Raw genomic sequence first — 24,882 nt, forward strand, 5'->3', positions numbered from 1 at the left:
CGGGTCCACGCCGTTCCGGACGGACCCTGCGGGGCTCTCCCCGATCCCGCCCCTTCCCGAAACCGGGGCTCCGCCCCGGACCCCGCTCCTCAGACGCCGGAGGGGCTGGATGGTTGCCGGAGGGGCCGCGCCGCGAAGCGTGCTTGACCTTGCCGTAGCGTCAACGTTTCTACTGGAGGCATGCGGATCGGAGAGATCGCGGCTGCCGTCGGGCTCACGACGCGCGCCATCAGGCACTATCACCATCTCGGGCTGTTGCCGGAGCCCGCGCGGCGGCCCAACGGGTACCGCGAGTACGGGCTGCGTGAGGCCATCCTGCTGGCGCGCGTGCGGCGGCTCACCGAGCTGGGTCTCGGCCTCGACGAGGTGCGGGACGTGCTCGCCGACGACGTGGGGCGTGAGCTCACCGAGGTCCTCGCCGAGCTGGACGATGATCTGGCCCGGCAGGAGGCGGACATCAGGGCGCGGCGGGAGCGGCTCGCCGAGCTGCTGCAGATGTCGCGGGAGGGGCTGCTGCCGGGCGAGGGGCCGGTCTCGCCGGGGCTCGCGGAGCTGTTCGGGCGGTTCAGCCCGGCCGAGTCGGCGACCGCCGCCAAGGACCTGGAACACCTGGCGCTGTTCGACGCCACCGCCGACCCGGACCGCCGCGACCGCATCTACCAGGCCCTGAGCGAGCTCGCCGACGACCCCGAACTCGCGGCTCGGCTACGGGAGTTGTACGCCCGCATGGACGACATCGCCGACGCGTCGCCGGACGACCCGCGGGTCGAGCCGCTCGGCAAGGACCTCGCGGCCATCGTCCCCGACGACCTCCTCGCGGCCCTCGTACACGGGGGCGAGGGCCGCGAGGACGGCTCCCCGGCCCGGACGGACCCCGGCCCGGGCAGCGCCTTCGGCGAGGCGTTCCTCGACGACTTCGCGCCCGCCCAGGCGGCGGCCGTCCGGGAGATGCTGACGGTGCTCACCGGGCGGACGGGGTGGACGCCGTGACGCGCCTGGTCCGGGTCGTGCGGCGGCTCGCCGCGCACGAGCTGCGGGGGTTCCACAGTCTCGCGCTGTGGGTGGCCCGGCGGCGGCACGGCGTGGGGGCGGGGGCGCGCCCGGCGGCGTACACCGGGCCGCAGACCGCCCTGCTCTTCGGCTTCGCCTTCGTGGCGGTCGTGGAGACCGTCGTCCTCGCGCTGATCGTGCCGTGGCCCCTCGTGCACGCCGCGCTGCTGTTCGTGGACGTCTACACCGTTCTGCAGATCGTGGCGCTGCACGCGGCGTCCGTGACCCGGCCCCATGTGGTGGGCGTGGACGGGTCGTTGCGGGTGCGGTACGGGCAGTTCGTCGATCTGCGGATTCCGGCCGCCGACATGGCGCGGGTCAGGGTCGAGCGGCGTTACCCCGAGGGGCGCACCGTTCAGATCCATGCGGACGGCGTCGTCGACATCGCCGTCGGCAGCCAGACCACCGTCACCGTCGAACTCGCCCGGCCCGTCGCCTTCGTACGGCCGCTGGGACTGCCCGCGCGGGCCCGCGTGGTGCGGCTGCACGCCGACGACCCGCGCGCCCTGGTCGACGCGCTCGCACGGACCCGTACCGAGGAGGCGGGCAGGACCCGTCCGGGCGACCGCACGCCGACCGCCTCGCACCCCCTCACGCCGGAGCGAACAGCACCTTCGCCCGTCCCGGATCAGCCTGCGTGAGCCGCACCCGCAGCCGCTCCCCCAGTGGCAGCCCGGCGGAGCCGCCCGCACCGCCGGGACCCGCCTCGATGCGGGCGACCACCGCGGGCTCCGCCAACTGCACCGTCCCCACCCCCGGTTCGCGTTCCTTCACGTCGACCACCACCCCGTCGAACACCTCCCCCACCCGGTCCTTCAGGAGCGCCGCCTCGACGATGTCGACGCAGCCGCGCTCCACGGCGTTGGCGCGGCGGGTGCCGTCGGCCATCTCCCGGGGCAGCTCGGGCAGGGCGGCGAGGACCCAGTCCGGCGGCTCGGCGCCCGCGCAGGCGGCGAGGCAGAGCTCGGCGGCGTAGCGGTCGACGAGGCGGCGCAGCGGGGCGGTGCAGTGGGCGTACGGGGCGGCCACCGCGGCGTGCGTCGTCAGTTCGGGGACCTCGCCGCCGCTGAACGCCGTGTACCCGGCGCCGCGCAGCAGCGTCGTGCACTCCTGGAGGAACGCCGCGTGGTGCGGGTCGCGCGGGTCGAGGGAGCGGACGAGGCCGGCGTACGGGACGTGGTGCGGCCAGTCGATGCCGAGGGCCTTCGCGGTGTGGCGCAGGCGGGTGACGGCGCCGTCGGGGGCGAGCGGCAGGGTGCGCAGGACGCCGGTGCCGGAGGCGATCATGAGGTCGGCGGCGGCCATGCCGGTCAGGAGGGAGATCTGGGCGTTCCAGCCGTCGGCGGGCAGCGGGGCGCGGAAGCCGAGCGCGTAGGTGCCGTCCTGCTCGGTGACCTCCTGCTCGGGCACGTTCAGGGAGATGCCGCCGCGCTCGGCCTCCCGTTGTTCGCGCAGCCGCCCGATGTCGGCGAGCAGGGCGACCGGCTCCTCGGCGGTGCCCGCGTCGATGGCGCGCTGGACGCCCTCGTAGTCGAGTTTGGCGCGGCTGCGGACCAGGGCGCGGCGCACGTCGGTGCGGGCGGTGCGGCCCTCCGCGTCCAGGTCCAGGGTCCACAGGACGGCCGGGCAGGTCTGGTCCGGGAGCAGGCTGGCGGCGCCCTCGCTGAGCGGGGTGGGGTGCAGGGGGACCTTGCCGTCGGGGAAGTAGAGGGTGGTGACGCGGCGGTGCGCCGTCGCGTCCAGCGGTCCACCCGGTGTGACGTACGCGGCCACGTCCGCGATCGCGTACCGCACCCGGAAGCCGCCGCCCGCCCTTCGCGACAGGTGCATCGCCTGGTCCAGGTCGACGGACGTCGGCGGGTCGACGGTGAAGAAGGGGACGCCGGTCGCGTCCTCGGCCGGGAGCCGCGGCGCCGCCGCGGCGCGCTCGGCCTCGGCGAGCACGTCGGCCGCAAAAGCCTCCGGTACGTCCAGCTCGGCGCGCAGAGCGCGCAGCGCGGCCCGCAGCGGAGCCTCGGCTGCGCCGGTCACATGCAGGTGGCGGCGGGGCATGCACCGAGCGTATGGCGGGGGCCGGGGGTCGGCACCCCGTACGCTTTCGCGGGGGCCGCACCCCCCCCGCACGCACCCGGCTGACAGGGCCCGTATCCGGCCGCGAGGACGGCCGACGGGTCCCGTGCCCGGCCAAGAAGGAAAACGGAGAAGCGATCGTGCTCGTCCTGTTGCCGCCGTCCGAAGGCAAGGCCCCGTCCGGACGCGGAGCGCCCCTGAAGCCGGAGTCGCTGTCCCTGCCCGGGCTCGCCGACGCGCGCGCCGCCGTCCTCGACGAACTCGTCGAGCTGTGCGTGGCCGACGAGGACAAGGCGTGTGCGGTGCTCGGGCTCAGCGAGGGGCTGCGCGGGGAGGTCGGCAAGAACGCCGAGCTGCGGACCGCCGGGGCGCGGCCCGCCGGGGAGATCTACACCGGTGTCCTCTACGACGCCCTCGGCCTCGCCTCCCTCGACGCCGCCGCCAAGCGGCGTGCCGCCCGCTCGCTCCTCGTCTTCTCCGGCCTCTGGGGTGCCGTCCGCGTCACCGACCGGATCCCCTCCTACCGCTGCTCCATGGGCGTCAAGCTGCCCGCTCTGGGCGCCCTCGGCGCGCACTGGCGCGGGCCCATGGCGGCCGTGCTGCCCGAGGCCGCCGGCGACGGGCTCGTCCTCGACCTCCGCTCCTCCGCGTACACCTCCGCGTGGAAGCCCAAGGGGGAGGTGGCCGGGCGGACCGCCACCGTGCGGGTGCTGCACTCCCAGGTCGTCGACGGGGTCGAGCGGCGGTCCGTCGTGTCCCACTTCAACAAGGCGACCAAGGGGCGCCTGGTGCGGGGCCTGCTGACCGCGGGCATCTCCCCCGCGGGGCCCGCCGAGCTCGTCTCCGCGTTGCGGGATCTGGGGTACGTGGTGGAGGCGGAGGCGCCCTCGCGGGCCGGGCGGGCGTGGGCGTTGGACGTGGTGGTGCGGGAGATCCACTGAGGGTGCGGGGGGGTTCCTGCCGGGGCAGCCCCGGTCCGCGTTGCGGAGAATGCAACGACCTTTGCGCAGGGCGCGCGCCGCGGGCACGATGAGGCCATGAACCCCGCTGCCGCCGCCAAGGCCTCCGTGCTGGACCTCGCCCCGGTCGTCCCCGTCGTCGTCATCGACGACCCGGCGGACGCCCTCCCCCTGGCGCGCGCCCTGGTCGCGGGCGGCCTCCCGGCGATCGAGGTGACGTTGCGGACACCCGTGGCCCTGGACGCGATCCGGGTCATCGCGGACGGGGTCCCGGACGCGGTCGTCGGCGCGGGCACGGTCATCTCGGCGGGGAACGTCGAGGACGCCGTCGACGCGGGCGCCCGTTTCCTGGTCAGCCCCGGCTGGACGCCGACGCTCCTGGCGGCGATGAAGGCGTCGGGCGTACCGTTCCTGCCGGGCGTCTCGACGACCTCGGAGGTCGTCGCGCTGCTTGAGCACGGTGTCGAGGAGATGAAGTTCTTCCCGGCCCAGGCGGCGGGCGGTACGCCGTATCTGAAGTCCCTCGCGGGTCCGCTCCCCCAGGCCCGCTTCTGCCCGACGGGCGGCATCTCGGCGGCCTCCGCCCCGGACTACCTCGCCCTGCGGAACGTGGGCTGCGTGGGCGGCAGCTGGATGCTCCCGGCGGACGCGGTCGCGGCCAAGGACTGGGCGCGGGTGGAGTCCCTGGCCCGCGCGGCGGCGGCCCTGCGCTGAGGACCGCCGCGTACGGCCGACGCCGCGTCGGCCCCGCCCCGCGCCCTCAGCGCAGATGCGCCGTGTCGTTCAGCAGCCGCACGCTCGCGTTGCCGTCCGTGTAGTACGCCACCGCCGACAGCGAGGCCGCCGAGAGCTCCATGCGGAACAGGGACTCGGGCGGGGCGCCGAGGGCGAGGCGGACGAGGGTCTTGATGGGGGTGACGTGCGTGACGAGCAGCACGGTGCGGCCCGCGTAGGCGGCCAGGAGCTTTTCGCGGGCGGCCTCGACGCGGGTCGAGACCTCGGCGAAGGACTCGCCGCCGGGCGGCGCGACGTCCGGCGAGGCCAGCCACGCGGTCAGCTCGTCGGGCTGCCGTTCGCGCACCTCCGCGAAGGTGAGACCTTCCCAGTCCCCGAAGTCCGTCTCGCGCAGGCCCTCTTCGAGGTGGACGTCGAGGCCGAGCCGGGCGGCGACGGTACGGGCGGTCTCCTGGCAGCGCAGGAGCGGGGAGGAGACGACGGCCTGTACGGTGCCGCGCGCGGCCAGCGCGGCGGCGACGCGGACGGCCTGCTCCCGGCCGGCGTCGGAGAGGGAGGGGTTGCTCCCGCCGCTGCCGGAGAAGCGCTTCTGGGGCGTGAGGGGGGTCTCGCCGTGCCGGAGGAGCACGAAGGTGGCGGGCGCGCCCAGGTCGGCGGCGGCGCCCCAGCCGACGGGCGGCACCGCCGTACCGGGCACGTCGGCCGCGGCGACCGCACCGGCCCCGCTCGCGGCAGCACCCGCGCCGGACCCGGCCGCCACGGACCGCGCGGCCCGCACGTCGGCCACATCGGCCACGCCCGCCGAGCCCTGCGCCCCCGCGGTCGCGTCGCCGAGGGAACCGGCGGTGAACCCACCGCCCCCGGCCTCGGCGCCGCGCCCCGCGGCCGCCCCGGCCAGCGCGGCCCGCGCCTTCGCCGCCCCCGCCGCCGCGTCCCCGGGCGGCCCGGCGGGCGCACCGGCGCCCGCCGTGCGCACGGGCCGGTCCAGCTCGGCGGTGGACGCCGACGGCGACCACTGCTCGCCGCGCTTGCCCGCGTCCATGGCCTCGTTGGCGAGCCGGTCCGCGTGCTTGTTCTGCTCGCGCGGGATCCACTCGTACGTCACCTGGGTGCCGGGCAGGACCCGCGCGGCCTCGGCGGCGAGGGGCTTCATGTCGGGGTGCTTGATCTTCCAGCGGCCCGACATCTGCTCGACGACGAGCTTGGAGTCCATGCGGACGTGCACGCTCGCCGCCGGGTCCAGCGCGCGGGCCGCCTTGAGGCCGGCGACCAGGCCCTTGTACTCGGCGACGTTGTTCGTCGCGACGCCGATGTACTCCGCGGCCTCGGCCAGGGTCTCCCCGGACGCCGCGTCGATGACGACCGCGCCGTACCCCGCGGGCCCCGGGTTGCCCCGGGACCCGCCGTCGGCCTCGACGATGAACTCCCGCACCGTGCGCGCCCCTTACAGACCGGACTCGGAGGTGCGCACCAGGATGCGGCTGCAGTTCTCGCAGCGCACGACCTTGTCGGGCGACGCGGCCTTGATGTCGTTCACCTCGGTGATGTCCAGCTCCAGGCGGCAGCCCTCGCAGCGCCGCTGGTGGAGCTTGGCCGCACCGACGCCGCCCTGCTTCGCGCGCACCTTGTCGTAGAGGGCGAGCAGGTCGGCGGGGATCGAACCGGCGACGAGCGCGCGCTCCTTGGTGATGTTCGCGGCCTCGCTGTCGAACTCGGAGGTCGCCGCGTCCCGGCGGCCCGTCGCGTCGTCGATCTTCGACTGGACGGAGCCGACGCGCTCGGTCAGCTCGGCCACCCGCTCCTGCGCGGACTCACGGCGCTCCATGACCTCCAGGACGACGTCCTCCAGGTCGCCCTGGCGCTTGGCGAGGGAGGCGATCTCCTTCTGGAGGTTCTCCAGGTCCTTCGGGGAGCTGACCGCGCCGGAGTCGAGGCGCTTCTGGTCGCGGGCGGCGCGCTGGCGCACCTGGTCCACGTCCTGCTCGGCCTTGGTCTGCTCGCGGGCGCAGTCGCTCTCCTCCGTCGTCGCGGCGACGAGCAGGTCGCGCAGTTGCGTGAGGTCCTTCGTCAGGGACTCGATCTCGGCGTGCTCGGGCAGCGACGCGCGCTTGTGCGCGAGCTGCGCGAGGCGTACGTCCAGGTCCTGGAGGTCGAGGAGACGGATCTGGTCGGCGGGCGCGGCGTTCAGTTGGGGGCTCCAAGGGATTCGGGATCGGAAGGCGCGCGCGTAGCGCTCGCTGCGAGAGTGGTGGTGGACGACGCCGCGTGGGCGGTCCAGGGATCGGTGACGGTCTTCGACACGTGGACGCGCAGGCTCCAGCCGTGCCGGTCGGAGATCTCGTCGAGCTGCGCCGCGGCCAGCTCGCACCAGGGCCACTCGGTGGCCCAGTGCGCGGCGTCGAGCAGCGCGAGCGGCGCCTCGGCGCGGGCCTCCGACACCGGGTGGTGGCGCAGGTCGGCGGTGAGGAACGCGTCCACGCCCGCGGCCCGCACGGCGCCGAAGAGGCTGTCACCGGAGCCGCCGCTGACGGCGACCCGGCGGATGGTCTGCGCGGGGTCGCCCGCGACCCGGATGCCCTGCGCCGTGGCGGGCAGGCGGGTGGCCGCACGCTCGGCGAACTCCGCGAGCGGCAGCGGGTGTTCGAGCTCGCAGACCCGGCCGAGGCCGCGCCGCCCGGCGGTGTCCGCCGGGTCCGGCACGAGCGGGCCGACGACGCGCAGGCCGAGGGCGCCCGCGAGGGCGTCGCTCACCCCCGGGTCGGCGGAGTCGGCGTTGGTGTGCGCGACGTGCAGGGCGATGTCGTGCTTGATCAGGTCGTGCACGACGCGGCCCTTGAACGTCGACGCGGCGACCGTCGTCGTACCGCGCAGATAGAGCGGGTGGTGCGTGATCAGCAGGTCCGCGCCGAGGCGCACCGCCTCGTCGACGATCTCCTGGACGGGGTCGACGGCGAACAGGACCCGCGAGACCTCGGCCTCGGGAGCACCGCACACGGTGCCGACGGCGTCCCACTGCTCGGCCCGCTCAGCGGGCCACAGGGCGTCGAGAGCGGCGATGACTTCAGACAGACGGGGCACGGACAAAGGCTACCTGGCCCCCCTGTGCGCCTGAACCGGCGCGGCGCTCGCGGACCTGGCCGATCAGCGTCCGGGTGCCGCTGTCGAGGGCGGCGGTGATCTTCACCGGCGGCTGGAGCCCCTTACTTGGCGAGGTGGTTCCTCAGGTCGTCCAGGACCTTGTCGGCCGCCGTCACGCCGAGGCCCAGGTACCAGGTCTCGTCGGGGACGTCCTTGGCCCGGCCGTCCTTCACCGCGCCGAGCTTCTTCCACAGGGGGTTCTTCTCGGCGCCCGCGCGGCCGGTCTTCTTGGCGTCGCCGTAGACGCCGGTGAAGATCCAGTCGGCGTCGGCATCGTCGATGTTCTCCGGGCTGATCTCCACGGCGAGGTCGTTGACCTGCTGGTTCTTGGGCCGCGGCAGACCGGCGTCGGACAGGATGGTGCCGACGAACGAGGCCTTCGCGTACAGCCGGATGCGGTCGGGCATGTAGCGCAGCATCGTGATGGTGGGCTTGTCGGGGCCGAGGTCCTTGCCGAGGGCCTTCGCCTTCTTCTCGTACGCGCCCAGCTCGGCCTTGGCGTCGGCGGTCCTGTCGAGCGCGGCGGCGTTGAGGAGGTAGTTCTCCTTCCAGGTGAAGCCCGGGCGGACGGAGAAGACGGTCGGGGCGATCTTGGCGAGCTGCGGGTAGAGCTTGGCGGCGCGCAGCTCGCTGCCGAGGATCAGGTCGGGCTTGAGGTTCGCGATCGCTTCCAGGTTGAGCGCGTTGATGGTGCCGACGTTCTTCGGGCTGCCGGCGTCCTTCTTCAGGTACGCGGGGATGCCCTCGTCGCCCTCGGTGGGGGCGTAGCCGACGGGCCGCACACCGAGGGACACCACGTTGTCGAGCTCGCCGACGTCCAGGACCACGACCCGCTTCGGCGCCCGCTTCAGCTCCGTCTTGCCGAGGGCGTGCTCGATGGTGCGCGGGAACTGGCCCGGCTTGGCGCTCGTACCCATCTTCGCCGTCTTCTCGGCCGCCTTGGCGAAGTCGTCACCGCCCTGCGCGACGGCCTTGCTGCCGGTGCCCCGGTCGGACTTCCCGGAGCCGTCGTCCGACCCGCAGGCGGACAGGGCGAGCGCACCGGCCACGGCGAGGGCGACGGCGGCGGTACCGCGGTGGGGGCGGGGGCGTGCGGACATCGGTGCTCCAGGGGCTGTGCGGTGGTGCCGTGCGGGGGCGACCGGCACCGGGCTCGGGCCGGGCGCGGACGCCGACCCGGAGCGGACTTAGGTTCCCCTAACCATAAGCGCCGGTTTCCAGCCAGCACAGTCGCCCCCTCCCCCTCAGGCGAATCGTCACTTCGCCACACGTACGCGTGAAGCGGGTGGCCTCGCCCGCCCCGCCACCACGTACGAAAACTAGCGTCGCGGACGGAGGTGACCCCAGATGACAGCCCCTGTGGCCGAGCCCTCACCCGTGTCCCCGCCCCCGCCGTCCGCCTTGCCGGGGAGTGGGACCGCGGCCGGTTTTCGGACGAAGCGTGTTGCCGGGGCGGGGGTGGTGGTCGTCCCGGGTCCGGCGCGGGACCCGGACCCGGTCTCGACCCCGGGCCCGGCGGAGAGCAGCAACGGGAGGACCGCGCCGCCGGGAGGTGGGCGTGGCGTGCGGGAGGCAGGCGGGGCGGACCGTTCCGGCCGGGTGAGCGCACCGGCTTCTCCCGGCTGGGTACGCGTACCCCTTGCTCTCGGCGAGACGGGCATACCGGTTGCGCTCAGCCCGGCGAGCACCACGGCTCCCCCCTGCGGGGCGGACACCCCGGCCGACCGTCACGGGGCAGCCGACCCGGCCCCGCCCGAGCAGGCGAGCCCTCGGCCCGCACCCGTGCCGCCCCCGCCCGCACCCACCCAACCCGCACCCACCCAACCCGGACCCACCCAACCCGGACCCAAAGCAGCCGCATCCCCCGCGACCAGCACCCCAACCCCCCAACATCCCCCCACACCCGCTCCCGCCCTCGGCCCCACCCTCAGCCCCCCGCCCCCCGCCATCACCGCCGACGGCGCCTACGCGGCGCGGCTCGCGCACCGGAACGGGTGCTGGTTTCCGGAGCGGTGGACGTTGGACTGCAGTGAGCCGTACGCGGTGCCGTTGCCCGCGCATCAGCCCGAGGAGCCCGGTACGCGGGTGCTGCCGATGGCCGACGGGCGGGTGCTGGTGCACCGGCGGGCGGCCGGGCGGCATCTGTTCTCGCTGCTGTATCCCACCGGGCCGAGCACCGGGGAGGTGCCGCTCGGCGGCGTGGAGTGCGAGGGCGCCGACCTGACCCTGCTGCCGCCCGCCCCGCGCGGCGCGTACGCCTACGCGCTGGCCGTCGGGGCGCGGTCCACCGCCGTGTGGCTGGTCGCGGGCGGCTCGTTCGGGCCCGAACACCTCGCCGAGATCCCCGGCCGCTGCACCGGCGGCGTCTGGCTCGACCGCACCAACCGCATGCTCGCCCTGGACCGCGAACTGGACGGCCCCACGAAGACGGTGGCCGTCGACCTGGAACGCGGCGGCGAGGTGACCCCGCTGCTCCAGATCGCCGCCGACAGCGACGACCGGCTGCTCCTCGCCGACGCCGACAGCGGGCTGCTCCTCATCCGCTCGGACGCGCCCGGCGAAACACGGCTCGGCTGGGGGGTGTTGGGGAGTAAGCGGCCCGTACGTTTTCCCGAATGCCTGCGGATGCCCGGGCGGGCGGTGACCCCGTTCGCCATCCAGCCCGGGCAGGTGCTCATGCCGGAGAGCTGCACCGTGGCCCTCCGGGTGGACGACGGATCCGGCAACTCCGCCCCCCGGCTGTGCGGTTGGCGGCCCGCCGAACGGCGCGTCCACCAACTCCCCGCCCCCGAAGGGTGGTTGTCCGGAGCCGGGCGGTGCACACGCGACGGCATCCTGGAGTTGCCGTACGTCACCGGGACCGTGCCCTGCGGGATGGCCCGCGTCGAGGTGCCCTCGCCCCGGCCGCCCGACGAACCCGTCACCGCCGCGTCCGCCGAGGTCACGGGGGTGGTGGGTGCCGTGCGGGCGACACGGCCCGTGCCCTTGCAGCAGGCGCCTCTCGGGGAGCGGGACGGGTCCGGTTAGACTCGCCCGGCTGTACGAACGATCTTTGGTACGGGGTGAGTTTGTTGATGACCGAGAATGTGGCTGTCGAGCCGTGGGAGCAGGGTGGCCCGGATCCCCGGGAGCGGGTTTCGCTCGCCGGGAGCGCCGATCCCACGGGGGCCGGTCGGCACCGGGGGCCGGTGTCGGAGCACGACGAGGAGGCGGCTCCTCGGGGCCGTCATCGGCGTGAGGCGGGCATGAGCTGAGGCCGGGGCCCGGCTGGGGGCTCCCCGCTGCGTCCATCAGCGCGCTCCGCGCGCGGGCACCCCTTCCCGTAGCCCGTCCGGCGTTTGAGGACGAGGCGCGAAGCGCCGACAAGCGGGGTTCCGGGGGCGGCAGCCCCCGGTTTCGGGAAGGGGCGGGGTTGGGGAAGCCCTCGGCAGGGCCCCCAGCTCACCCCCTCCGCAACCCCAATACCTCCGCCGCCCCGAACGTCTCCCCCTCCGGCCGGGACGCGAAGTAGGGCGACACCGCCTCATCCAGCTCCCGGAACGTGAACACTCCGTCCACGGAGTCGAACTGCGCCGCGACCCGCGGCCGTTCGACGACGGCGACCATCCCCCCGTGGACGACGAGCACCTGCCCGTTGACCCGCCGCGCGGCAGGCGAGGCGAGATAGCCGACGAGGGGGGCGACATGCTCCGGAGCGAGCGGATCCAGCTCGCCCGCGCCCGGCTCGGCGAACCCGGCGAAGACGTCGGAGGTCATCCGGGTCCGGGCCCGGGGGCAGATGGCGTTGGCGGTGACGCCGTACTTGGCGAGGGCCAGCGCCGTGGAGGTGGTGAGCCCGACGATCCCTCCCTTGGCGGCGGCGTAGTTGGGCTGCCCGGCGGACCCGGCGAGGAAGGCCTCGGACGAGGTGTTGACGATGCGCCCGTACACGGGCCCACCGGCCTCCTTGGAGCGCTCGCGCCAGTGCGCGGAGGCGAACCGGATGGTGTTGAAGTGGCCTTTGAGATGGACCCGGATCACCGAGTCCCACTCGTCCTCGGTCATGGAGAAGATCATCCGGTCCCGCAGGATGCCCGCGTTGTTGACCAGGACGTCGAGCTTGCCGTACGTGTCGACGGCCAACTGGACGAGCGCTCGGGCCTGTTGGAGGTCGGCGACGTCCCCGGTGTGGGCGACGGCCTTGCCCCCGGCCTCGCGGATCGCCGCCGCGACCTCCTCGGCGGGCGCGGCCGACGCCTCGCCGGACCCGTCGCGGCCCGGTTGCCCGAAGTCGTTGACGACGACGCTCGCGCCGAGCCGGGCGAGTTCCAGGGCCTCGGCCCGGCCGAGCCCGCGGCCCGCCCCGGTGACGACGGCGGTGAGCCCTTCAAGTGGCAGTGACATACGGGTACGTACTCCTCTCACCTGGCAACGACCAGCGACCGACGGAACCGCGCCTCAGATCTCGATGCACGTCCGCAGCGCCACTCCCGACCGCATCTGCTCCAGCGCCTCGTTGATCTCGGTGAGGCGCACCCGGTGCGTGATCATGCTCTCCAGGTCGACGCGCCCGGCGCGCCACAGCGCGATGGCCCGCTCGTACGACCGGAGCACGTCCCCGCCCCCGTACAGCGACGGCAGGATCCGCTTCTCGTCGAAGAACAGCTCGAACATGTTGAACTGCACCTGGTCGTCCATGGCGCCCGCGCCGACGACGCAGAGGGTGCCGCCGCGCCGGGTCGCCTCGTACGCCTTGCGGGTCGTCGCGGACTTGCCGACGACCTCGAAGACGTAGTCGAAGCCCTCGCCCTCGGTCAGGCGCTGGCCGACGTCGGAGAGTTCGTCGGGGGCGACGGCCTGGGTGGCGCCGAAGCGGAGGGCGGCCTCGCGCCGGGACGCGACCGGGTCGACGGCGACGATCTCGGCGGCGCCCTTGAGCCGGGCGCCCTGGATCGCGGAGATGCCGACGCCGCCGCAGCCGATGACGGCGACGGCGGAACCGGCGGCGACGTCGGCGGTGTTGATGGCGGCGCCGAGGCCGGTCGTGACGCCGCAGCCGATCAGCGCCGCGATGTCGAACGGCACGTCGTCGGGGATCGGCACGGCGCAGGACGCGTCGACGACGATCTCCTCGGCGAAGGTGCCCGTACCGGCGAAGCCGAAGACGTCCGAGTTGTCGCCGGAGCGGCGGAAGTTGGGGGTGCCCGCGTTCATGAATCCGGCGAGGCACAACTGGGTCTGGCCGCGGCGGCACGCGGGGCACTGCCCGCACGCCGGGAGCCAGCACACCAGGACCCGGTCGCCGGGCTTGACGTGGGTGACGCCGTCGGCGACCTCCAGGATCTCGCCCGCGCCCTCGTGGCCGGGCACGAACGGCGCGGGCTGCGGCAGTACGCCGTTCATCGCGGATATGTCGGAGTGGCACAGTCCGGTGGCCCGTACCCGGATCCTGGCCTTGCCCGGACCGAAGCCCACCGCCTCGACGTCGTCGAGCACATCGAGCTTCTCCTGGCCTGTCTCGTGCAGTACGGCTGCGCGCATGGCTGTGCGGCTCCTCTCGTTCCGGCGGGTCGTGCCGCCAGGTCGTCCCGGCGGGTCGTCCCAGCGGTGCGTGACGTCAGTTGAGCTCCACGACGGTGTCCGTGAGGACCGGTGCGTCCTGTCGTTCGACGGCCGTGACGGCGACCCGCACCAGGCCGTCGGACTCCCACATGCCGACGCGCAGCGTCTCGCCGGGGAAGACGACCCCGGCGAAGCGCGTGCGGTAGGCCCGCACCCGGCCCACGTCGCCGCCGAGGACGGTGTCGACGACGGCCTTGAGCGTCATCCCGTACGTGCACAGGCCGTGCAGGATCGGCCGGTCGAAGCCCGCGAGCTTGGCGAACTCGGGGTCGGCGTGCAGCGGGTTCCAGTCGCCGGACAGGCGGTAGAGCAGGGCCTGGTCGGGGCGGACCGGGCGCAGCACGGTGTGGTCGAAGGGGCGGTCCGGCGCCTCGGGGCGGCCGGACGGGCCGCGCTCGCCGCCGAACCCGCCCTCGCCGCGCACGAAGATCTGCGCGTCGCTGGTCCACAACGGCCCCTCGTCGTCGGCCGCTTCGGAGCGCAGCACGAGGACGGCCGCCTTGCCCTTGTCGTACACCGCCGCGACCTTGGAGCTGGTGGTGGCCCGGCCCTTGACGGGGATCGGGCGGTGCAGTTCGACGCGCTGGCCGCCGTGCAGCACGGCGGCGAGGTCCACGTCGATGCCGGGCGCGGCGAGGCCGCCCATCATGCCCATGCCCGCGCCCGCGACGGTGGCGAAGCTGGGCAGGACGTGCAGCCGGGACTCCAGGGTGTAGCGGAGTTCGTCGGCGTCGGTGGCGGGGTCGGCGAGGTCCGGGTTGGCGCCCGCGCCGAGGCCCAGGTGGTAGAGCTGGATGTCCTTGTGGTCCCAGGTGATCTCGGCGCTGCGGGGCTTCGCGGCCAGGGCCTGCGCGGCATCGATGGGCATGGGCTGGTGGCTCCTCGCGGGCTGCGGGTGAGGGTCCTGCGGGGTGCGGCGTACGGGGCGGGGTTCCTGGCGTGCTCCGGAGCAAGACCTCGGTGCGACCGTCCGCACCGTCGGCCGCACCGAGGTCGTCCGCGACGGCCGGGGCGTCCGTTCCGCCGGTTCGCCGGGGTGCGGTCCACCGGTCGTTCTAGAACGCGTTCTAGGCCGATGGCCCCATGTATAGCCCAGCGTCCTACGGTTGGGAAGAGTGCTGACGTCACGTCAGATCCAGTGCCGGGAGCTGTCCGGGACCGCCATCGGTGACATTTGTCCCGGTCGAAGCGGTACGGACCTCACTGCCGCCGCGGCGCCCGTGCTCCGTACTGTCGGAGCGGGGACCGCGGGGGACGCGGGCCCGGCCGAACGGGGAGCGAGTACATGTCCTGGAAGCGCGGAGTGACCTGCCGGACGCACGACCTGCGGGAGCAGCGTGCGTCCTGGCGGGAGCAGCGGGGTTCCTGGCGGGAGCAGAAGGCGCTCTGGCGGGAGCAGCGGCGGGCGGGCGAGGCGGACGCCGTCGTCCAGTCGGGCCCGCCCAACGGCTTCGCGCTGCTGCCGTGGCTGCTCATGGGCCTCGGCGCGTTCTCGCACCTGCTCCAGGGCAAGACGCCGAACCCGTGGATCGGCGGCATCGGCCTGTTCGTCTTCAACTCCCTCTACATCGGCGTGGCCTTCCGCGCCTTCGACAAGCGGGCGCGGGAGTCGCGCGCGACGCTGGTCGCGCTGCTCGCGATGGGCGCGCTCACCGTGGGTCTCGCGGCCGGGTACGGCGGCAACTGGCTGATGTACTTCCCGCTGTACGGCCTGGCCGTGGGCGCCGTCGTACGGGGCCGCCACCTGGGTCCGATCGGCCTCGGCCTGAGCGCGCTCGCGGGTGCCGTCGCGGGGCTCCGGGAGGGCTGGGACGGCATCAACATCGCGTACGGCACGTTCCTGTCCACGATGGTCACGGCCGCGATCCTGTCCCTGTCGGAGGCGGTACGCGACCTGCGCGCCGCCCGCGAGGAACTGGCGCGGCGGGCCGTGGCCGAGGAGCGGCTGCGCTTCTCCCGCGACCTGCACGACCTGCTCGGCCACACCCTGTCGCTGATCGTCGTGAAGTCGGAGGCCGCGCGCCGCCTCGCCCCGCGGGACATGGACGCGGCCCTGTCCCAGATCACCGACATCGAGTCGGTCGGCCGCCAGGCCCTCACCGAGATCCGCGAGGCCGTCACCGGCTACCGCGACGCCGCCCTCGCCGCCGAGCTCGACCGGGCCCGCGAGCTGCTCGACGCGGCCGGTGTCGAGGCGGTCGTGCGGCAGTCGGGGCGGCCGCTCGACCCCCGCTCGGAGGCGCTGCTCGGCTGGGTGGTGCGGGAGGCGGCCACCAATGTCGTCCGGCACGCGCGCGCCCGGCGGTGCGAGATCGAGGTCGCCGCGACCTCCGAACAGACCCGTCTGACGATCACGGACGACGGCCGCGGGCTAGGCTCGACCACGCCCGGCAGCGGGCTGAAGGGCCTGGCCGAGCGCCTCACGGCGGCGGGCGGCGCACTGGAGTCGGGGCCCGAGCCGCGCGGTGGCTTCCGGGTCACGGCCGTGCTCCCGGTCGCCGAAGGCGGTGACGCCGGCGATGCCACCGACGTCACCGATGCGGAGCCCGTGCGGGCGGGCACCCACGAGGAGCGCACCCCATGATCAGAGTCCTGCTCGCCGAGGACCAGGGCATGATGCGCGGCGCGCTCGCCCTGCTGCTCGGGATGGAGACGGACATCGAGGTCGTCGCGCAGGTCGCCGCGGGCGACGACATCGTGCACACCGCGCTCACCTCACGGCCCGATGTCGCGCTCCTCGACATCGAGCTGCCCGGGCGCAGCGGGCTCGACGCGGCCGCTGATCTGCGGGAGGAGTGCCCCGACTGCCGGGTGCTCATCCTCACCACCTTCGGCAGGCCCGGCTATCTGCGGCGCGCCATGGACGCGGGCGCGGCGGGGTTCCTGGTGAAGGACGGGCCCGTGGAGGAGCTGGCCGAGGCGATTCGCGCCGTGCTGCGCGGGGAGGTCGTGGTCGATCCGGCGCTGGCCGCGGCCGCGCTGGGGGCCGGGCCCAATCCGTTGACGGCTCGGGAGGCCGATGTGCTCAGGGCGTCTGTCGACGGGGCCACGGTCGCCGACATCTCGGCGGCGCTGCATCTGTCGGAGTCGACGGTGCGGAACTATCTTTCCGCGGCCATCGGCAAGACGGGGACGCGGAATCGCATGGAGGCGGTGCGGGTCGCCCGGCGTGAGGGGTGGCTGTAGGCGGTGCCTCGCCGTGGGGCGGGGTTGCCCTCCGGGGCCCGCCCCGGGCCCCCGCTCATCGGCGCTCCGCGCCTCGTCCTCAGTCGCCGGACGGGCTTGATCTGTCCGGCCTCGGCATCCACAGCAGCACCACCACCACGGCCGCCGTCAGGAACACCGCCGCCCACAGGAACGCCTGCGCGTAGCCCTCCGCCAGGGCCTGGGTGCCGGGGCGGTCGCCGGTGCGGGAGGCGGCGATGGTGGAGAGGACCGCCAGGCCGAGGGAGCCGCCCATGGTGCGGGAGGTGTTGATGAGCCCGGCCACCAGGCCCGCGTCGCCGGGGTCGGCGCCGCTGGTGGCGAGGGCGGCGAGGGGGGTTCCGGCGAGTCCGGCGCCGAGCATCATGAGGATGCCGGGCAGCATGATCGAGGTGACGTAGGCGCCGTCGGCGTCGAGGACGCGCCACTGCCAGACGAAGCCCACGGCGGCGACGAGGACGCCGATGACCGTGACACTGCGGGCGCCCATGACGCGCATCAGGCGGGGGGCGACCTTGGAGCCGACGACCACGCTGACGGAGCTGGGGATGAGGGCGAGCCCGGCCTCGAGGGGGGTGTAGCCGAGGACGTTCTGGGCGTACAGGGTCATGAAGAACCACATGGCGAACAGGCCCATGCCGCAGACGAACATGGTGGCGTTGGCGGCCGACACGGAACGCACGCGGAACAGCGCGAGCGGCATCAGCGGGGCCTTGGCGCGGGCCTCGACGACGAGGAACGACCCGATCAGCGCGAGGCCGACGACCAGGGGCACCAGCGTGGTGGCGGCGGTCCAGCCCTCGACCTCGGTCTGCACGATGCCGTACGCGAGGGTGGCGATGCCGCCGGTCACGAGGACGGCGCCGGGCAGGTCGAGGCGGCGCGCTCCCCCGGCGCGGCTCTCGGTGATCCAGCGCAGGGCGGCGGCGAGGACGAGGACGCCGATGGGGACGTTGACGAGCAGCACCCACCGCCAGGACAGGCCGTCGGTGAGCACGCCGCCGACGAGTCCGCCCGCGGCGCCGCCGCCCGCGCCCACCGCGGACCAGGTGGCTATGGCCCGCACCCGGGCGGGCCCCTCCGGCACGGCGGACGTGAGGATCGTCAGGGTGGAGGGCGCGAGCACGGCCGCCCCGAGGCCCTGCACCGCCCGCGCGAACAGCAACTGCCAGCCCTCCTGGGCGAGCCCGCCCGCGAGCGACGCCAGCGTGAAGAGCCCGAGGCCCACGAGGAACATCCGCTTGCGCCCGAAGAGGTCCCCGGCCCGCCCGCCGAGCAGCATGAACCCGGCGAAGGCGATGGAGTACGCGTTCACGACCCACTGCAACCCCGTGGCGCTCAGGCCGAGATCGGTCCGCATCGACGGCAGCGCCACGTTCACGACGGACACGTCGAGGACGACGAGGAACTGTCCGGCGCAGGCGGCGGCCACGACGAGCCAGGTGGGCGGGGCGGCGCGGCCCGATATCGGAGTGTCGACGGGGGTCTGGAGCATGGCCCCCATGCTGACAGCAGGCGTATGCCCCGTACATCGGAAAAACGGGGCACGGGTCGTGGGTCGCGAGACCTAGGTCCCGCGGAATCCCGAGGTCAGTCTGCGGCAGTGGGGGTGCGACGTCCGGCCTGCCACTCCGGCCGCGTGAGCAGCGTCACCACCGCCGCCCCGCCGAGGCCGATGTTGTGCGCGAGCCCCACCCGCGCCCCCGGCACCTGGCGCGGCCCCGCCTCGCCCCGCAACTGCCAGCTCAGTTCGGCGGCCTGGGCGAGGCCGGTCGCGCCCAGCGGGTGGCCCTTGGAGATGAGACCGCCGGAGGGGTTCACCACCCAGCGGCCGCCGTACGTCGTCGCGCCGGACTCCACGAGCTTGCCGGATTCGCCCTCCGCGCACAGGCCGAGGGCCTCATAGGTGAGGAGTTCGTTGATGGAGAAGCAGTCGTGCAGCTCGATGACGTCCAGGTCGTCGGCGGTCAGGCCCGACGCCTCGTACACCTGGCGGGCGGCCTCGCGGGACATGGGGCGGCCGACGACGTCGACGCAGCTGCCGGAGGCGAAGGACTCCTCGGTGTCGGTCGTCATGGCCTGCGCCGTGATCTCGACCGCCCGGTCCGCGAGGCCGTGCCGGTCCACGAACGCGGCGGAGGCCACGAGCACGGCCGCGGCGCCGTCCGACGTCGGGGAGCACTGGAGCTTGGTGAGGGGGGCGTGCACGGTCCTGGCGGCGAGGATCTCGTCGGGCGTATAAGCGTCCTGGAACTGGGCGTTGGGGTTGTTCGCCGAGTGCCGGTGGTTCTTCGCCGCGACCGCCGCGAGCTGCGCGGGCGTCGTGCCGTACCGGTCCATGTGCTCGCGGGCCGCGTTGCCGAAGATCTGGGCCGTGGGCGGTGTCATCTCGAAGCCGTGCCGCGCGGCCATGACGCCGTAGTGCCGGGCCACCGGGGAGGTCGCGAAGTCGCCGTCGCCGCCGCCGCCCAGCGGGCCGCGCTTCATCTTCTCGAAGCCGAGCGCGAGCACGCACTCGCTCTGCCCGCCCGCGACGAACTGCCGGGCCAGCATCAGGGCGGTGGAGCCGGTGGCGCAGTTGTTGTTGACGTTGTGCACCGGCACCCCGGTCAGGCCCAGCTCGTACGCCGCGCGCTGGCCCGCCGTCGATGCCTGGAAGCAGTATCCGGCGACGACCTGTTCCACCTGCTCGTACGCGATCCGGGCGTCGGCGAGGGCGGCGGTGCCCGCCTCCTTCGCCATGTCCCAGTACTGCCAGTCGCGGGTCTCGGGCTTCTCGAACTTCGTCATGCCGACGCCGACGATGTAGCTCTGCACCGCTGGGCTCCTTCCGTGAGCTTGCTCAGGCGGGTCTGCGGGGGTGCGGGGCGGTGGCCGTTGCTGGGCGGCGCAAGACTAGAACACGTTTCAATCCGACGGAAGGCCAGGCGCCGGGCGGGATGCCCCTCGGCGGCGCGAACCCGGCCCGGCTCCCATGGCCGCGTACAGAGCCGGTCAATGGCGGGTCAAGACTTGCCTTGGTTCGACGTCCGCCGGAATAGTCGCCCAGGGATACAGGTTCATCGTGCATATACCTGCGGGTGTCCCACCCCACCCCCACCTTCGTCCCGGAGGCCGCACGCCCATGTCCCACGCGACGACCCACCCCGGCGGTGACCGCGCAGCGCGCGGCTCCGGCGCCGTCGTCCCCGTCCTCGCCTTCGCGGGCATCGTCGTCGCCGTCATGCAGACGCTGCTCGTCCCCGTCATCAAGGACCTGCCGACGCTGCTCGGCACCGCACCCTCCAACGCCACCTGGGTCATGACCTCGACCCTGCTCGCGGGCGCCGTCTCCACGCCGATCATGGGCCGCCTCGGCGACCTGTTCGGCAAGCGCCGGATGCTGCTCACCAGCCTCGCCGTGATGGTCGTCGGCTCGCTGGTCTGCGCGTTCACCGACGACCTGCTCGTGATGATCGTCGGCCGCGCCCTGCAGGGCTTCGCGATGGGCGCGATACCCCTCGGCATCGGCCTGATGCGCGACGAGCTGCCGCGCGAGAAGCTCGGCTCCGCGATGGCCCTGATGAGCTCGTCCGTCGGCGTCGGCGGCGGCCTCGCGCTGCCCGCCGCCGCGCTCGTCGCCCAGCACACCGACTGGCACGCCCTGTTCTTCGGCTCCGCGGGCCTCGGCGTCCTCGCGATGGCGCTCATCTTCTTCCTGGTGCCGGAGAGCCCGCTGCGCGCGGAAGGCACCTTCGACGTGGCCGGGGCCCTCGGCCTGGCCACCGGACTCGTGCTCTTCCTGCTGCCCATCACCAAGGGCAGCGACTGGGGCTGGAGTTCGGGCCTGACCCTCGGGCTCTTCGGGGCGTCGGCCGTCGTCCTGCTGCTGTGGGGCGTACTGGAACTGCGCCTGCAGGCACCGCTGGTGGACCTGCGCACCACCGCCCGGCGCGAGGTCCTGCTCACCAACCTCGCCTCGATCATGGTCGGCGTCGCCTTCTACGCCATCTCCCTCGTCCTGCCCCAGCTCCTCCAACTGCCCACGTCCACCGGGTACGGCCTCGGCCAGTCCATGGTCGTCGCGGGCCTGTGCGTGGCGCCGCTCGGCCTGACGATGATGTTCACCGCGCCGGTGTACGCGCGCCTGTCGGCGAAGTACGGCCCGAAGATCACCCTGATCCTCGGCCTGCTGATCATCGCCATCGGCTACGGCGCGGGCCTCGGCCTGATGGGCGCCGCCTGGCAGACCATCGTCATCTCGGTGATCGTGGGCGCGGGCATCGGCCTCGCCTACTCCTCGCTGCCCGCCCTGATCATCGGCGCCGTCGACCCGTCCGAGACGGGCGCGGCCAACGGCCTCAACACCCTGATGCGGTCCATCGGCACGTCCGTGTCGAGCGCCGTCATCGGCATGGTGCTCGCCAACACCGCGGACCACGTGGGGCCGGTCGACGTCCCCACCATGGAAGGCTTCCGCACCTCCTTCCTCATCGCCACCGGCGCGGTCGCCGTCGGCCTGCTGCTCGCCCTGTTCCTGCCGGGCCGCCAGCGCGCCCCCGCGCAGGACAAGCCGCAACTGCGGGCCAGCAGCGAGGAGGACGCGGGCATCGAACGGGCCGAGCGGGCCCTCGGCGGCTTCCACGGGCGGGTGCTCGCCGCCTCCGGCGCGCCGGTCGCGCGGGCCAAGGTCACGCTGATCGACCAGCGGGGCAAGCAGGCGGGCGCGGCGCTGACGGACGGCGCGGGGCGGTACGCCCTGGACGTCCCGGCCGACGGGTCCTATGTGCTCGCGGCGACGGCGGCGGGGCACGCGCCGCTCGCCGCTTCGGCCGCGCACCCCGGTGGGGAGCGGCCGGTGGAGGTCGACCTGGCGCTGCCGGGCGAGAGCGAGGTCCTGGCCTGAGGCCCAGGCCCTGACCTGGGGCCCGGGCTCTGACCTGAAGCCGAGGTCCAGGCCCGCGCCCGCCACACGAACCACCACACCCCCGTCACCACCCCCATCACCCCTGTGACGGGGGTGTGGTGCACGATGGGGCGCCCCGCCGATCCGTACGCGGGGCGCCCTGTCCGTACGCGGGTGCCCAGCACGCCCGTACGCGCGGGCCTGTTCACCACGCGCACCCCGCGGGCCCCCACGCGCCCGCCCCGAGGAGGAACCCATGGCCGTCGAGCCCGGTCCTGACGTTCTCGACGCCTTCGAGGCCGCGAAGGGCTTCATGCCCGTGCGGGAGGGCCTCGCCCTGTACGCGGCGGCCACCGAGGCCGCGGCGCTCGGGCTGCCCCTGCTCGAAGTCGGCACGTACTGCGGCCGCTCCACGATCCTGCTCGCGGACGCGGCGCGCGCCGCCGGTGTGAGCGTGATCACCGTCGACCACCACCGGGGCAGCGAGGAGCAGCAGCCCGGCTGGGACTACCACGACCCGGCCACGGTCGACCCGGAGATCGGCCGCATGGACACGCTGCCGACGTTCCGCAGGACCCTGCACCGGGCCGGTCTCGAAGACCACGTCATCGCGGTCGTCGGCCGATCCCCGCAGGTCGCGGCGGTGTGGAACACCCCCGTCGCCCTCGTCTTCATCGACGGCGGCCACACCGACGAGCACGCGAACGCGGACTACGAGGGGTGGGCGCCGCACCTCGCGGAGGGCGGGCTGCTCGTCATCCACGACGTGTTCCCCGACCCGGTGGACGAGTGGACCGGACAGGCGCCGTACCGGATCTATCTCCGCGCCCTGGAATCCGGGGCATTCACGGAGATCTCGGCCACCGACTCGCTCCGCGTCCTGCGCCGAACCGGCGCGGCCGACCTACGGCGCGGCTAGGCTCGCCCCGTGTCGTACGTAGGTCCGGACAGCCATCCACCGCGCCCGCCCCGCCGCTTCCGCGGCGGCCGCCCGCTCGCGGTCGCCCTCGCCGTGCTCGTGCCCGGCGCCCTCGCCGGATATCTCCTCATGGACACCGCGAGCGACTCCGACGACGGCAAACCGGCCAGAACCCTGCCGTCCGCCAGCCGCTCGGAGCAGGGCTCGCCCTCGAAGCCGAGCGCCGACGCGACGAAGTCCGCCAAGTCCCCGAAGCCCGGCAAGCCGTCGAAGCCGTCGAGGTCCTCCAAGCCCGACGACGACCCGAAGCCGTCGGGCCGCCCCGCCGGGGGCCGTCCCGCCGCGTCCGGCCCCCTCAAGGGCAAGGTCGTCGTGGTGGACCCCGGCCACAACCCGGGGAACTTCCAGCACACCGCTGAGATCAACCGCCCCGTGAACATCGGGACGAACAGCAAGGAGTGCGACACCACGGGCACGTCCACCAACAACGGCTACACGGAGGCCCGGTTCACCCTGGACCTCGCCCACCGCCTGCGCGACCTGCTGCACCGGCAGGGCGCCACGGTCCGCTTCACGCACGACGCCGACCGCGCCTTCGGCCCCTGCGTCGACGAGCGCGCCCGGATCGGCAACGAGGCCCGCGCCGACGCCGTGGTCTCCCTGCACGCGGACGGCTCGGCCGTCGGCAACCGCGGCTTCCACGTCATCCTGCCCGCGAAGGTGCGGGGCGGCGCCGCGGACACCACCGCCATCGTCGGCCCCTCCCGCGACCTGGGCGAGCGCATCGCGGGCAAGTTCCTGAGCGTCACCAAGAGCGCCCCCTCCAACTACGTGGGCGGCGGCACCGGCCTGGACGTCCGCGGCGACCTCGGCGGCCTCAACCTGTCGAAGGTGCCGAAGGTGTTCATCGAGTGCGGCAACATGCGCGACCCGAAGGACGAGGCCCTGCTGACGAGCGGCACCTGGCGGCAGAAGGCGGCCCAGGGCCTCTCGGACGGCATCGAGAGCTTCCTGCGCGGGTAGACACAGGCGGGCGCCGGGCGGAGGGCGGGCGTTCGAGGGGGGGCGGATTCCGGGGTATCGCCCCATGTCGTGATGTGTTCGATGCCGTCTCGTCACGGGACGGCAACCGGCAGATCTTCACTGAGTGACGATCTTTATCCCAAGCAGACACCCCGGCTGACCGGAGGATAGTGTCCTCCCTACGATGAGGGGCCACCCCCGCGCTTCGCGCACCGCGACACGACCGCGACTACGGCGACAGCGACGCCTCTACCGACGAGACGACTGACGAAGGACCCTGAAGTGAATTTCCGCTCCCTCACTCGAGGCGACGGCGTGGTGATCGGAGCAGCGGTGTTGCTCTTCATCGCCTCGTTCCTCGACACCTTTGACGACGCGGGCGATGACGCCCCCAATGCCTGGGAAAACGGCAGCCTGCTGATGGGCATGTACCTCATCGGCATCATCGGCGCCGCGTGCATCGTTCTCGGCCGTGCCACGGGCGGGCAGCGCAAGATCGTCGGCCTGGACCTCATCCAGGTCGGCATCGCCTTCGCCATTGCCTCCGCCTGGAGCTCGCTCGGCGCGATCTTCGACACGGACCAGTCGTTCGGCTTCTTCTTCGAGGCGCTCAGCAACAGCGGCCTGGGTGGCCAGCGCAGCGGTGGCTCCGACTCTCCCGACGCGGGCATGGGTCTGATCCTCGGCCTGATCGGCGCCCTCGCACTGGCCGCCGCCGCGGTCGCCACGAACATCGTCCCCGCCCTCAAGGCCCCCCTCGCGGGCGGCGGCGGCCCCAAGGCCCCGCAGCCCTACGGCGGCCAGCCGCAGGGCGGCTACGGCTACCCGGGCGCGCAGGGTGCCCAGCCGGGCCAGCCCGGTCAGCCCTACGGCGCCCAGCCCGCCGCCCCGGCGCAGCCCTACGGCGGCCAGCCGCAGGGTGGCGGCCAGACGCCGCCGCCCGCGCAGGCGCAGCAGGCCGGCGCCCCGGCCGGGGACTTCTCGCCGTTCTGGTTCGCCGTACCGGTGCCGCGTCCGCTGTACGCGGAGGACGGTTCGCCGACCCCGATCGCGGAACTGGCTCCCGGCACCTGGTACTTGGCCGTGGAGCAGCGCGGCCAGAGCCTGGTGGCGCAGACGCAGGACGGCCGTCGCGGCGTCCTGCAGGACACCACGGGGATCCAGCGCGGCTGAGTCCGCGCGCTCCCGCAGCACCTCAGCGGCCCCTCGCCCCTTCCGGGCGGGGGGCCGCTGGCGTACAGTCCTCCAGTCGATCCGAATCTGACGAACCGTCAGCTCTCTTGGTCTGCTCCCTGGAG

The 24,882-nt window shown here is 73.9% G+C and carries 21 protein-coding genes; 11 read left to right on the forward strand and 10 right to left on the reverse strand.

Annotated elements, in window-relative coordinates; translation table 11 throughout:
- Positions 1–180: 180 nt before the first annotated feature.
- Complete coding sequence (locus IE274_RS00070; RefSeq protein ID WP_190113446.1) at positions 181–990, forward strand: MerR family transcriptional regulator; 810 nt, start codon at positions 181–183, stop codon at positions 988–990.
- Entirely contained in the window at positions 987–1,691 is a 705-nt protein-coding gene (locus tag IE274_RS00075) for a hypothetical protein (RefSeq protein WP_190113447.1), read from the forward strand. Before IE274_RS00070 ends, IE274_RS00075 begins: the two co-directional genes overlap by 4 nt.
- Here IE274_RS00075 and IE274_RS00080 read toward each other — a convergent pair.
- Positions 1,642–3,102 carry an RNB domain-containing ribonuclease gene (locus tag IE274_RS00080; protein ID WP_190113448.1) on the reverse strand — a complete coding sequence of 487 codons (1,461 nt, stop codon included), beginning with the start codon at positions 3,100–3,102 and terminating at the stop codon, positions 1,642–1,644. The genes IE274_RS00075 and IE274_RS00080 overlap by 50 nt on opposite strands.
- Before the next feature lie 158 nt (positions 3,103–3,260).
- Between IE274_RS00080 and yaaA the strand changes: the two genes are divergently transcribed.
- On the forward strand, positions 3,261–4,061 hold the full coding sequence (yaaA, locus tag IE274_RS00085; protein WP_190113449.1) for a peroxide stress protein YaaA: 801 nt from the start codon (positions 3,261–3,263) through the stop codon (positions 4,059–4,061).
- 96 nt (positions 4,062–4,157) lie between these two features.
- Complete coding sequence (eda, locus tag IE274_RS00090; protein WP_190113450.1) at positions 4,158–4,793, forward strand: bifunctional 4-hydroxy-2-oxoglutarate aldolase/2-dehydro-3-deoxy-phosphogluconate aldolase; 636 nt, start codon at positions 4,158–4,160, stop codon at positions 4,791–4,793.
- Between the two features lie 46 nt (positions 4,794–4,839).
- Here eda and IE274_RS00095 read toward each other — a convergent pair whose 3' ends face one another.
- The 4 genes from IE274_RS00095 to IE274_RS00110 all read right to left on the reverse strand — a co-directional run bounded on the left by IE274_RS00095 (position 4,840) and on the right by IE274_RS00110 (position 9,052).
- Positions 4,840–6,246: a bifunctional RNase H/acid phosphatase gene (locus IE274_RS00095; protein WP_190113451.1), complete on the reverse strand. Its 1,407-nt coding sequence runs from the start codon at positions 6,244–6,246 to the stop codon at positions 4,840–4,842.
- 12 nt (positions 6,247–6,258) lie between these two features.
- Entirely contained in the window at positions 6,259–7,002 is a 744-nt protein-coding gene (locus IE274_RS00100; protein ID WP_190114046.1) for a zinc ribbon domain-containing protein, read from the reverse strand.
- Positions 6,999–7,892, reverse strand: coding sequence for a Nif3-like dinuclear metal center hexameric protein (locus IE274_RS00105; protein ID WP_190113452.1), 894 nt, complete (start codon positions 7,890–7,892; stop codon positions 6,999–7,001). The genes IE274_RS00100 and IE274_RS00105 overlap by 4 nt, the downstream gene beginning before the upstream one ends.
- A gap of 122 nt (positions 7,893–8,014) precedes the next feature.
- Positions 8,015–9,052 carry an ABC transporter substrate-binding protein gene (locus tag IE274_RS00110; protein WP_190113453.1) on the reverse strand — a complete coding sequence of 346 codons (1,038 nt, stop codon included), beginning with the start codon at positions 9,050–9,052 and terminating at the stop codon, positions 8,015–8,017.
- A gap of 847 nt (positions 9,053–9,899) precedes the next feature.
- Between IE274_RS00110 and IE274_RS00115 the strand changes: the two genes are divergently transcribed.
- Entirely contained in the window at positions 9,900–10,979 is a 1,080-nt protein-coding gene (locus IE274_RS00115; RefSeq protein WP_229909144.1) for a hypothetical protein, read from the forward strand.
- Between the two features lie 414 nt (positions 10,980–11,393).
- Here the strand turns inward: IE274_RS00115 and IE274_RS00120 are convergent, their stop codons facing one another.
- The 3 genes from IE274_RS00120 to chsH3 form a co-directional block, all read right to left on the reverse strand.
- Positions 11,394–12,335, reverse strand: coding sequence for a 3-oxoacyl-ACP reductase (locus IE274_RS00120; protein ID WP_190113454.1), 942 nt, complete (start codon positions 12,333–12,335; stop codon positions 11,394–11,396).
- A 54-nt stretch (positions 12,336–12,389) separates the two neighbouring features.
- Positions 12,390–13,472, reverse strand: a complete 1,083-nt coding sequence (locus tag IE274_RS00125) for a Zn-dependent alcohol dehydrogenase (RefSeq protein WP_190113455.1) — start codon at positions 13,470–13,472, stop codon at positions 12,390–12,392.
- A gap of 76 nt (positions 13,473–13,548) precedes the next feature.
- Positions 13,549–14,421, reverse strand: a complete 873-nt coding sequence (gene chsH3 / locus IE274_RS00130; RefSeq protein WP_190113456.1) for an enoyl-CoA hydratase ChsH3 — start codon at positions 14,419–14,421, stop codon at positions 13,549–13,551.
- Positions 14,422–14,838: 417 nt separating this feature from the next.
- Here chsH3 and IE274_RS00135 point away from each other — a divergent pair, with 417 nt between their 5' ends.
- Together IE274_RS00135 and IE274_RS00140 are read left to right on the forward strand one after the other, a co-directional pair.
- Complete coding sequence (locus tag IE274_RS00135; RefSeq protein ID WP_190113457.1) at positions 14,839–16,137, forward strand: sensor histidine kinase; 1,299 nt, start codon at positions 14,839–14,841, stop codon at positions 16,135–16,137.
- On the forward strand, positions 16,134–16,739 hold the full coding sequence (locus IE274_RS00140; RefSeq protein ID WP_190113458.1) for a response regulator transcription factor: 606 nt from the start codon (positions 16,134–16,136) through the stop codon (positions 16,737–16,739). The genes IE274_RS00135 and IE274_RS00140 overlap by 4 nt, the downstream gene beginning before the upstream one ends.
- Before the next feature lie 79 nt (positions 16,740–16,818).
- Here the strand turns inward: IE274_RS00140 and IE274_RS00145 are convergent, their stop codons facing one another.
- Both IE274_RS00145 and IE274_RS00150 read right to left on the reverse strand, forming a co-directional pair.
- Positions 16,819–18,252 carry an MFS transporter gene (locus tag IE274_RS00145; protein ID WP_190113459.1) on the reverse strand — a complete coding sequence of 478 codons (1,434 nt, stop codon included), beginning with the start codon at positions 18,250–18,252 and terminating at the stop codon, positions 16,819–16,821.
- A gap of 95 nt (positions 18,253–18,347) precedes the next feature.
- The gene (locus tag IE274_RS00150) at positions 18,348–19,574 is read right to left on the reverse strand and encodes a thiolase C-terminal domain-containing protein (RefSeq protein ID WP_190113460.1); all 1,227 of its coding nucleotides are present in this window, start codon (positions 19,572–19,574) and stop codon (positions 18,348–18,350) included.
- Between the two features lie 307 nt (positions 19,575–19,881).
- On the opposite strand from IE274_RS00150, the gene IE274_RS00155 reads away from it, so the two are divergent.
- The 4 genes from IE274_RS00155 to IE274_RS00170 all read left to right on the forward strand — a co-directional run bounded on the left by IE274_RS00155 (position 19,882) and on the right by IE274_RS00170 (position 24,757).
- Positions 19,882–21,642: an MFS transporter gene (locus tag IE274_RS00155; RefSeq protein ID WP_190113461.1), complete on the forward strand. Its 1,761-nt coding sequence runs from the start codon at positions 19,882–19,884 to the stop codon at positions 21,640–21,642.
- Positions 21,643–21,898: 256 nt separating this feature from the next.
- Positions 21,899–22,561 (forward strand): class I SAM-dependent methyltransferase, encoded by a 663-nt coding sequence (locus IE274_RS00160; RefSeq protein WP_190113462.1) that lies wholly within the window; start codon positions 21,899–21,901, stop codon positions 22,559–22,561.
- A 9-nt stretch (positions 22,562–22,570) separates the two neighbouring features.
- Positions 22,571–23,584, forward strand: coding sequence for an N-acetylmuramoyl-L-alanine amidase (locus IE274_RS00165; RefSeq protein ID WP_190113463.1), 1,014 nt, complete (start codon positions 22,571–22,573; stop codon positions 23,582–23,584).
- 282 nt (positions 23,585–23,866) lie between these two features.
- The gene (locus tag IE274_RS00170; protein ID WP_190113464.1) at positions 23,867–24,757 is read left to right on the forward strand and encodes a hypothetical protein; all 891 of its coding nucleotides are present in this window, start codon (positions 23,867–23,869) and stop codon (positions 24,755–24,757) included.
- Positions 24,758–24,882 lie beyond the last annotated feature (125 nt).

This window comes from Streptomyces flavofungini, from assembly GCF_014650815.1.
Classification (GTDB): domain Bacteria; phylum Actinomycetota; class Actinomycetes; order Streptomycetales; family Streptomycetaceae; genus Streptomyces; species Streptomyces flavofungini.